This window comes from Thermovibrio sp. (assembly GCA_015488335.1).
In the GTDB taxonomy this organism is placed as follows: Bacteria; Aquificota; Aquificia; order Desulfurobacteriales; family Desulfurobacteriaceae; genus Balnearium.
In genome coordinates this window covers 52,565-61,473 of the sequence record WFNZ01000070.1, presented here as the reverse complement: position 1 = coordinate 61,473, position 8,909 = coordinate 52,565, and the positions used below count along the sequence as shown (strand labels likewise).

10 protein-coding genes are annotated in these 8,909 nt (G+C 45.9%); 3 read left to right on the top strand and 7 right to left on the bottom strand.

Features of this window, described 5'->3' with window-relative positions; genetic code table 11:
• Positions 1 to 71: 71 nt before the first annotated feature.
• Positions 72 to 323: a 4Fe-4S binding protein gene (locus F8H35_RS09085; protein ID WP_472573221.1), complete on the top strand. Its 252-nt coding sequence runs from the start codon at positions 72 to 74 to the stop codon at positions 321 to 323.
• Positions 324 to 353: 30 nt separating this feature from the next.
• Entirely contained in the window at positions 354 to 668 is a 315-nt protein-coding gene (locus F8H35_RS09080; protein ID WP_472573220.1) for a hypothetical protein, read from the top strand.
• Here F8H35_RS09080 and F8H35_RS09075 read toward each other — a convergent pair.
• The 7 genes from F8H35_RS09075 to prfA all read right to left on the bottom strand — a co-directional run bounded on the left by F8H35_RS09075 (position 665) and on the right by prfA (position 8,228).
• Positions 665 to 1,534 (bottom strand): hypothetical protein, encoded by an 870-nt coding sequence (locus F8H35_RS09075; protein WP_472573219.1) that lies wholly within the window; start codon positions 1,532 to 1,534, stop codon positions 665 to 667. The two genes, F8H35_RS09080 and F8H35_RS09075, sit on opposite strands and share 4 nt — an antisense overlap.
• The gene (gene hemE / locus F8H35_RS09070; protein WP_472573218.1) at positions 1,531 to 2,577 is read right to left on the bottom strand and encodes a uroporphyrinogen decarboxylase; all 1,047 of its coding nucleotides are present in this window, start codon (positions 2,575 to 2,577) and stop codon (positions 1,531 to 1,533) included. Before hemE ends, F8H35_RS09075 begins: the two co-directional genes overlap by 4 nt.
• Positions 2,578 to 2,599: 22 nt before the next feature.
• Positions 2,600 to 3,220, bottom strand: a complete 621-nt coding sequence (locus F8H35_RS09065; protein ID WP_472573217.1) for an MjaI family restriction endonuclease — start codon at positions 3,218 to 3,220, stop codon at positions 2,600 to 2,602.
• Complete coding sequence (locus tag F8H35_RS09060; RefSeq protein WP_472573216.1) at positions 3,211 to 4,464, bottom strand: DNA-methyltransferase; 1,254 nt, start codon at positions 4,462 to 4,464, stop codon at positions 3,211 to 3,213. The genes F8H35_RS09065 and F8H35_RS09060 overlap by 10 nt, the downstream gene beginning before the upstream one ends.
• A 2-nt stretch (positions 4,465 to 4,466) precedes the next feature.
• Positions 4,467 to 5,576, bottom strand: a complete 1,110-nt coding sequence (locus F8H35_RS09055; RefSeq protein WP_472573215.1) for a radical SAM protein — start codon at positions 5,574 to 5,576, stop codon at positions 4,467 to 4,469.
• 108 nt (positions 5,577 to 5,684) lie between these two features.
• Entirely contained in the window at positions 5,685 to 7,016 is a 1,332-nt protein-coding gene (locus F8H35_RS09050) for a multiheme c-type cytochrome (protein WP_472573214.1), read from the bottom strand.
• A gap of 123 nt (positions 7,017 to 7,139) precedes the next feature.
• Complete coding sequence (gene prfA / locus F8H35_RS09045; protein WP_472573213.1) at positions 7,140 to 8,228, bottom strand: peptide chain release factor 1; 1,089 nt, start codon at positions 8,226 to 8,228, stop codon at positions 7,140 to 7,142.
• Between the two features lie 80 nt (positions 8,229 to 8,308).
• Between prfA and F8H35_RS09040 the strand changes: the two genes are divergently transcribed.
• A complete protein-coding gene (locus F8H35_RS09040; RefSeq protein ID WP_472573212.1) occupies positions 8,309 to 8,908 on the top strand; it encodes a hypothetical protein in 600 nt (199 codons plus the stop codon).
• Position 8,909: the final 1 nt, after the last annotated feature.

The window sequence follows — 8,909 nt, the reverse complement described above, 5'->3', positions numbered from 1 at the left end:
GCATCTTGGAATAAATTGATTATAGATATAAAATAAGCTGAGATCTTTCAGATAATGCGAAAGGTGAAATCATGAAAGCACCTGTTGAAGTCAAAACCCAAGTGATTTTAACTCAAGACGGTTCACCGTTCATTCCCCAGTACCCCGGTGGAATAAACGTCCTGAAGTGTACAGGCTGCGGTGAGTGTGTTGAAATATGCCCACAGAACTGTATTGAACTTAAAGGGATAAACGGAAAAACAGTTGCAATAATAACCAAACCCGAACTCTGTATAGGAGATGGCTTCTGTAAGATTGTCTGCCCCGAAGATGCTTTCCTCTGAGGCATAAACTGCTCCTCCGGTTCGGAGGAAATGGAGGTAAACGAAGAGGAACTCCTCTCCGATGAAAACGGAAACTATGCCTACCTAACACTGGGAGGAATACTCTATACTCCCACCTACTTACAGGAGATTGACCACAGTAAATGCCAGAACTGTGAAAAATGCTTAGAACTGTGTGAAACCAGAGGATTGGACGAAAACGGAAACGTTATTCCGGAGTTCCCTGAAATTTGTTCCGGCTGTGGGCACTGTGGAAACATCTGCCCGGCAAAGAGTATAGAGGCAAAGCCGATTCCTTTAGAAGAAATGAAGAAAAGGGTCAAAGCAAGGAAGAACTCCCGTTAACCACAAAGGGAAAGTTTTAATCCAAGCTCTTCAACAACTCTTTTAACGTTCGGCTTGGAAGAAACCAGCTTTTCCAACTCCCGAAGGCTTACAGGGTGAGGTGGGTTAAACTCAAATTTTAAGCACGTAGGATTGTTTATAAACTCCTCTAAAGGTTTCCCTATTCTGGTGTAGAGAGTTTCATCCTGAAAACTCTGTTTTATCATTGAAAGGAGTTCTTTTCTGATATTCTCAGGCGTGGTTCCCTCCTGTTTTGCGGCATATCTGAGAAAAGTATCGTAAAAGCCGTCGTTCTTGAAAACCATTTCAAGGTGGGAGAGCTCTCCCTTCCTCAAAATCGGATTGACGGTGGTTCTTCCCTCAAAGAACCTTTCTACGGTTGGGTAATCAAGGTTATCTATATCGGCCTTAAAGGAAAGGCTTCCCAGACTTTTCAGGTTTAAGAAGAAAAACGCGTCAAGTCTATTTCCCTCAAAGTCATACCAGCCGGCAAGGTCAAAGCCAAAACTTGACCTGCCTAAGAGTTCGTCAAGGAGAGGGAGCTCCAGCCGGAAGTATCCGTTTCTTACAACAACCTTCAGAAAGGGCGGAAAACGTTTCTCTCTGAAGTTGTAGGGTAAATCTATCAGGAGCTTTTGGGCTTGAAGGGAAAATAGATTCCCTTTCATACTCAAACCGTCTATCTCAACGTCGTTTGGTCCGAGGCTGTAGTGAAAGCGGGAGTAAGAGGTAGCGTAGGGAAGCTTTGAGAGACGCCTATCAAACTTCTCCTTCAGTTTAACGTTGGCGAAGGACTCAAGGGCAAAGTAGGCAGAAATGAGGGCCGCAGTGAAAAGAACCACGGCCAGAGCAACTCTCTTTTTCATCTGCGGAGCTCCCTGCTTATCCTGTGAACTGTATCAACTAAGAATTTGGCTTTCTTCGGGTCTGTTTGTGGAAGGATGCCGTGCCCCAAGTTAAAGATGTGTCCTCTCGCTCTCATTCCCTCTTCCAATATCTTTCTCACTTTCGCTTCAATGGTCTTCTCATCTGCAAAGAGAGCCACAGGGTCAAGGTTCCCCTGTATAGACTTGTCAACTCTCTCAAGGGCAAAGGGAATTTCCGTTTTCCAGTCAAGCCCCAAAACATCTACGTTAAGCCGGTTGTTCACCTCTAAAAGGTGGCCGGCGTTTACGCCGAAGTGGATTATAGGCGTTTCAGGATGCCGTTTCTTTAACTCATTTACAATTTTCTCAGTGTAGGGGAAAACAAATTTCTCGTAGTCTTCCCTTGAAAGAACTCCCATCCAGGAGTCAAATATCTGAACAAGGTCAACTCCTGCTTCTATCTGAGCAGAGAGATACTCTATAACCGTATCTGTAAGCTTTAACATGAGGGCGTCCCAGAGCTGCGGCCTATTCCACATCGTTGACTTGGCAGCTATGTAGTTTTTGGAGCTCCCCCCTTCTAACATGTAGCTTGCAAGTGTAAAGGGAGCTCCCGAAAAACCAATTAAAGGTCTATCGGTAAGTCTCTTCTTAATTATCTGAATCGTCTCAAGGACGTAGGGCAAATCCTCTTCAGGTTCTGGAACTTTCAACCTTTCAACGTCTTCTAAACTCTCAACCTTTGGCTCAAGAACGGGCCCTTTCCCCTCAACAAAGGAGACGTTTATCCCCATCTTCTCAACGGGAACAAGGATATCTGAGAAGAGAATCGCAGCGTCAACTCCAATCTCCTCAATGGGAATAAGTGTAACCTCTGCCGCAAGTTGAGGGTTTTTGCACAGATCCATAAAAGAGCCCGCTTTTGCTCTTATCTCCCTGTATCTGGCAGAATATCTCCCCGCCTGCCTCATTATCCAGATGGGTGTATATTCGGTCTCCTCTCCCCTTGCAGCTTTCAGAATGGGATGGTCTTTAAGGGACATTACATCCTCCAGAGGTATAATTTTACTCCTTATTATCTTTGCCTCTTTTTAGCAAGCTCTCTAAATCTTCAGGAATAAAAATCCTGGGTCCATCCTTCTTTTTTTCATAGTAAATAACATAATCTTCTATCTTCTCAGGAAGTAGTTTCCTAGAGTCATAAGATCTTGGCTTTAAACTAACCGGCACACCCCCTATATAGCCGTCTATTCCCTTCTTCTCCTCTTCAGGGCTGGCCAGCCTGTAGTCCAGACCAAACTCCTCTGATAGCTTTCTCAAAACAGCCTCTTGAAATCTAAGACCTAAGAAAGTTTTTACTATTACTAAATCCCAAACCCACCGTCTAACCATATCCTCATCTATCTTCCCAATAGCTTCTTTAAAGTTTTCAATCATATTGAGAATCTTTTCAGTTGCCCTATCTATTGCCTCAGGATATCTCTCTAAGTACCAATTTTCCCATTCCGCTAAAGTTTTCCCATTGAACCCCTTTATTAACTCACTCATCTGCCCCACAACTTTTGGACGGGTTGCCTGAGCATTCTGATTGGCCAAATTCAGTATCTGGGTTACATACTTTGGGAATTCAGGACTTCCTATTCCCAGAAGAGCTCTTATTTCTTCATTCTTTGTTTTTATTTCCATCCCAACGCCTCAGATGTTGACTTGATATTCAAGAACCTTCTCTTTAAGTCGTAGTCTTTTTCCCTATCAGCAACAGCTAAACCATTTTTTATAAGGTAAGCATTAATAAAAATCCTGTTTTTAAGGTAAACGTAAGCCTCTACATTCTCATTTTCAGCAACATAACCTTTATCAAACTTAAGATAAACCTCTTTACCGAGAACATATTTACCCAAGTAATCTCTCACTTTTTTCAGGTCAGTTAACTTCACTCCACGAAAACTCACAGTTAAACCAGTATCAAGAAGTAAACTTCCATCTTCAAGAACCTTTCTCACTTTATAAAGCTTCTCCCTGCCAAATTTCAGCTTATTGGGTTCTATAACAGGCTTTGCATCTTTAATCCTTGAAGAGTAGTTAACATCTTCTAAACTAAGTGAGTTTTCTTTCCTTCTAACAATTTCAATTTTATTAAAGTTAATTAATGTATTAATTCCTACTTTTTCTTTAATAACATCCGCAAAGCTCTCATTTATCTCATAGCCAACGGCATTTCTATTAAGCTCAAGGGCTACTTTTACAGTTGTTCCACTTCCTAAAAAAGGATCTAAAACCGTTTCTCCAACAAAAGAAAACATTTTTATTATTCTTCTCGGCAACTCTTCAGGGAACATCGCCTCGTGGCCTACCTGTCGAGCACCTCCAAAATTCCAGTGGCCACTAAAGTAGGTTTTCCACTCCTCTTTAGTGAGTTTTGACTTCTCTTTTATCTCTTTTGGAACCTTTTTACTCTTTCCAGGCTTTTTAAAAATAAGAATGTGCTCGTAATCTATCTCAACCATTCCGTTTGGAGGATAGGGATAGGAGCCCATGACGGTGGCTCCCCCTGTAGTGTTCATCGTCGTTTTCTTCTGCCAGATGATGGAACCCATGTAGTCAAAGCCTATTTCCTCACACTGGGCAATTACTTCGGCGTGGAGGGGAATTATTTTATACCTACCGTAAATTACAGATCTTGCAAACTGATCGCCAATATTTATTACAAGTCTTCGCCCGGGCTCCAGAACTCTGTAACACTCCTTCCAGACCCTGTAGAGGTCCTTCAGGTACTCGTGTAGAGTCTGGCCGTAGCCTATCTGATTCTCTGTTCCGTAGTCTTTTATGTGCCAGTAGGGTGGAGAGGTTACTATCAGCTGAACAGAACTATCCTCAAGCTCAACCATTTTACGGCTGTCGCCTATTATGATTCTTGCCCGGTTCTGCATGCCTACAGTCCGTTCTTTGTATTAATCCCGATTCTCATCTTTACAGGAATGTAGGTGCAGATGGGGTCCTCGTGCATGTAGTCGCCGTGCTCCCAGTAGGCGCGGACTCTACAGCCGTTGCAGATCTTCACGTACTCACAGCTTCCGCACCTGCCCTTATACTCTTCAATTTTCCTCATGTCCTGCATTATCTTTGACTCAAACCAGGCTCTGTGGAATGGAATGTCAAAGACGTTGGCGTCGGAAATCGGGAAGTAGCTGCAGGGCCTTAACCAGCCGTGGCAGTCTATGTAGGCAATAGACTGACCTGCAACGCAGCCCTTTCCACCGCCTGTTCCAAAGACCAGGTTTCTCCTCTTAAGGTCTAAGCCGTCTCTCTTGGCGTTCTGGTAGAAAATCCTGTAGTAGTGGGGAGCACAGGTCGGGCGAACTAATATCGTGTTGTCCCCCTTTAAAATCAGCTCCTTCTCAAGTTCGTAGTGCCAGTTGAGCCAGTATTCGGCCTCTTCAGCGTTGAGGAGCTCCGCGTTTGCCTCCTCTCCCCTTCCAACTGGAAGAACAATAAACATATACCAGGCCTTTGCCCCAAGCTCCCTCGCCTTTTTGTAAACGTTTGGGATGTCAAAAGCGTTTCTTTTAGTAAAAGAGGAGTTAATGAGGAAAGGGATTCCGTGCTTGTTGAAAAGCTCTGCCGCCTTTATAACCCCCTCGTAGGCTCCCGGCTGCTTCCTGAAGTCGTCGTGGATTTCTGGGGTTGAACCGTCTAAAGAGAGGGAGACCATCTTTATTCCAACCTCTTTCATCTTACGGCACACTTCGTCGTCAACCAGCGTTCCGTTTGTGGCTATACACATCCTGAATCCAAGTTTTGTTCCGTACTCTGCAAGCTCCCAGATGTCCTCCCTCAGTAGCGGTTCACCTCCTGTAAGAACGACGGTAGGCTTTGAGAGTTTTGCTATATCGTCAAGGAGTTTTTTCCCGTCTTCGGTTGAGAAATCTCCCTGCTCAGACTCTATAGTTGAAGCGGAACGGCAGTGGATACACTCCAAGTTGCAGCGTCTTGTAATCTCCCAAGCTATCCACTTTGGCAGAAACTCCTCTTTTACGGCCATTCTCTCTCTCCTGATAGTTTAATGGATTGGTTTAATTGAAATTATAGAGGAAGGGAATATTCATCAAGGAATGGAGGGAGGGGAGCTCCCCTCCCCAGAACTGAAAAACTACTCTTTTTCCTCAAGCTGGTGGAGCTCCCTCAGCTCTTTAGCCTTCTGCTGGATCTCAACAACGGTCTCTTTTAACGGAGCCCAGCCGTACCAGTGCATGTAGTCGTTGCTTATGTGGAAAGCACCCTGGAATGCCCTCTGTCTGTACTCAAGGAAGATGAGGTAGAGTTTTTGGTCAAGCTCTGAAGGTGAGTCGTAGAAGTGGAGTATGTCTGGGGCATATTTCCAGCCCTTGGGTTTTTTAAGTATTCCGTCGTCGTAGAGCTTCTTAACGGTGAGTATTGCCTTTGCAAACTCGTGGTCTGCAGCCTTAACAACTTCGTCTGCTGCCCTGAACTGGCTGTCTATGTAAGGTTTTGAGTGGCACGTGTAACAGCGCTTCTTCATTGCCATCCTGAGCTTGTTAAACTCTTCAGGCCCTCTAACAACCCTCGCCTTCAAAACAACTGCCAGCCTCTCTGTCGGCTGTAGGTTCTCGTCAAGGACTCCGATTCCCTGAAGGATTACAGCCCTGTCAAACGTCCACTGTGGGTCGTCGTCAAGGTCAATGTAGTGGCCAGAGGGGAGTTTAGCGGCCAGAGACCTGAGCTGTTTCTCAAGCTGAGGAGCAACTTTAATCAAGGCAAGAACGTTCTCTTTCGTCGGAATCCTTAGAGCTAAGAAGCCCCACGGAGTAACAACGTTGTGCGTTCCCTCCGGCATGTGGCAGAACTGGCAGGTGGGAGCTCTCCCGTTGGGCTTCCTCCCGTCTATGTCCCAGATTATCCCGTGTTTAGAGGACTCGTACATCTCCCACTGAGGGTGGTCAAATCCCATGTGGCAGTTTGAACAGGCCCTTGGAGACCTGGCCTCTTCAACACTAAACTTGTGGCGGGTGTGGCAGGCATCGCACTGTGCGTTTCCATACCTGTAGTGTGCCATGACCTCTGGGGGCTTCCTCCCAATCTTGTGGCACCCTGAACATCCCTTGTAGCCGGGCCCAACAATTGCCCTTGGCTGGTGGGTAACCATAGGCATTGCGTTGAAGGCTATCCAGCCAAGGTCGTGCTTTCCAGCCCTGAACTGCTGAACCTGAACAGGGTGGCACTTCTTACAGGTGTCCGGCGTTGGGAACTTGGCCTTTTTGTAGTCGGTTGACGTCATGTGCTCACTGCCGTGACAGGCAGAGCAGTCAACTCCGGCCTTCCCCATCTTCCCGGAGAGAAACTGCTTGACGATGCCGGGTGTCACCTTCTCGTGACATTCAATACACCGGCTCTTGGCCAGAGAGGCCTGGGGTAGTATGAAGGCAGATGCTACAGCAGAGAAAAGCAGGAGCTTTCTTATCATAGCTCCCCCTCCTTAGATATGGTTCTTTTCTATCTTTCCAGTTTCTGGAGGGGGAGTAATTGATTTATGTCACTTTCTCAAATTATTGATTTTTTATGTTTTGTAAATTATAAATTCAAATAACTATTCAGCCTTTGCAAGCTCCTCTATTTTCTGAGCCTGTTCGGCCGCTGCAAGGGCGTCTATCATCTCGTCCAGATCACCGTCTAAGAACTCCTGCAGGTTGTAGAGGGTGAGCTTAATTCTGTGGTCTGTCACCCTCCCCTCGGGGAAGTTATAAGTCCTTATCTTCTCGCTTCTGTCTCCGCTTCCAACCTGAGAGCGGCGGGCAGAGTCAAGTTTCTCTTTCTGTTCCCTCTCGTAGAGTTCTTTTAGCCTTGCTCTCAAAATCTTCATTGCCTTAATCCTATTCTGAATCTGTGAGCGCTCGTTTGAGCAGGTAACCACAATTCCCGTTGGAATGTGGGTGATGCGGACGGCAGAGTCAGTTGTGTTGACGTGCTGTCCGCCGGCACCGGAAGAACGGTAGGTGTCAATCTTCAGGTCTTTCTCGTTTATCTCAATATCAACCTCTTCAGCCTCTGGAAGGATTGCAACGGTAGCGGTTGAAGTGTGAATCCTTCCGCCGGATTCTGTAACAGGAATCCTCTGAACCCTGTGGACGCCGGACTCGTATTTAAGTCTTGAGTAGGCTCCCTTACCGGAAATCATTGCAATTACTTCTTTAAAACCGCCGAGCCCCGTTTCGTTAAGTGAGAGGATTTCAACCTTCCAGCCTTTCCTCTCTGCGTAGCGGGAATACATGCGGAAGAGGTCTTGAGCAAATAGGGCAGCCTCCTCTCCGCCTGCTCCTGCCCTTATTTCTAAAATAACGTTCTTCTCGTCGTTGGGGTCTTTAGGAATTAGGAGTTTCTTAAGCTCTTCCTCTAACCTTTCAACCTTCTTCTCAAGCTCCTTCTTCTCCTCCTTTGCAAGTTCCACAAGCTCCTCATCCTCTCCGGCCTCTATCATCTCAATGGCTTCAGCTATCCCCTCTTTGGCTTTCTTATACTCCATGTAGGTGTCGTAGATGGGCTGGAGCTCCTTGTGCTCCTTTGCAAGTGCCTGAAACTTCTTCTGGTCAGAAATTACTTCAGGTTTCCCCAGGCTCTCCTCTATCTCTTTAAACTTCTTAGCGATATTCTCAAGCCTCGTCTCAATAGCCTTCTCCATAACAACCCCTCAATTCCGTTTTCGCCTTAAAAAGATTAACCTATAAAATAGTTTTTCAAGGACAGGAAAAGGAGGAAGAGATGAAAAAACTGCTCCTAACCGCTATCTCAGTAGTTCCCCTTCTTCTCTCCTGCGGAGGCCCAGAGTTCAGTGTAGGCTACAGGTATGTTCCCCCTGAGAACAACAAAACCTGTTTGAAGAGCTGCGACTCACGGTTTGTAGAGTGCAAAAGGAGGTGCATGGAGAAGAGAGAAAAGTGCCTGAAGGATGTCAGAGTAAGGGCAGAGGCTATCTATCAGAAGGAGCTTGACGTTTACCAAAAGGAGCTCTCTGCCTACAACAGGGCCTATGAGAACTACCAGAGGAATCTCCTTGACTGGAACAACAACTACAGGAAACTCTACAGGGACTACCTCTACTTTAAGAAGGCCTGCAAGAAGACAAAGGACTACTACGCCTGCGACAGGAGAGACCAGCTTGAAGAGGCTTTAGACACTCTCAACAACACAAAGCCTACAGCGCCAGTTCCTCCGAAAAAGCCGGAGCTTTCAGAGATAATCTCGGAGCTCTCCGCCTCCTGTAACGCAGACTGCGGCTGTAAAGAGACTTACAACGCTTGTTTTACCTCCTGCGGTGGAAAGATAATTCCATACAAGTTCTGCGTTAAAAACTGTAAGTAGA

Coding starts and splice junctions, on each gene's coding strand:
- F8H35_RS09080 (WP_472573220.1), top strand. CDS start 354: ATGGAGGTAAACGAAGAGGAACTCCTCTCCGATGAAAACGGAAACTAT.
- F8H35_RS09050 (WP_472573214.1), bottom strand. CDS start 7,016: ATGATAAGAAAGCTCCTGCTTTTCTCTGCTGTAGCATCTGCCTTCATA.
- prfA (WP_472573213.1), bottom strand. CDS start 8,228: ATGGAGAAGGCTATTGAGACGAGGCTTGAGAATATCGCTAAGAAGTTT.
- F8H35_RS09055 (WP_472573215.1), bottom strand. CDS start 5,576: ATGGCCGTAAAAGAGGAGTTTCTGCCAAAGTGGATAGCTTGGGAGATT.
- F8H35_RS09040 (WP_472573212.1), top strand. CDS start 8,309: ATGAAAAAACTGCTCCTAACCGCTATCTCAGTAGTTCCCCTTCTTCTC.
- F8H35_RS09065 (WP_472573217.1), bottom strand. CDS start 3,220: ATGGAAATAAAAACAAAGAATGAAGAAATAAGAGCTCTTCTGGGAATA.
- F8H35_RS09060 (WP_472573216.1), bottom strand. CDS start 4,464: ATGCAGAACCGGGCAAGAATCATAATAGGCGACAGCCGTAAAATGGTT.
- F8H35_RS09075 (WP_472573219.1), bottom strand. CDS start 1,534: ATGAAAAAGAGAGTTGCTCTGGCCGTGGTTCTTTTCACTGCGGCCCTC.
- F8H35_RS09085 (WP_472573221.1), top strand. CDS start 72: ATGAAAGCACCTGTTGAAGTCAAAACCCAAGTGATTTTAACTCAAGAC.
- hemE (WP_472573218.1), bottom strand. CDS start 2,577: ATGTCCCTTAAAGACCATCCCATTCTGAAAGCTGCAAGGGGAGAGGAG.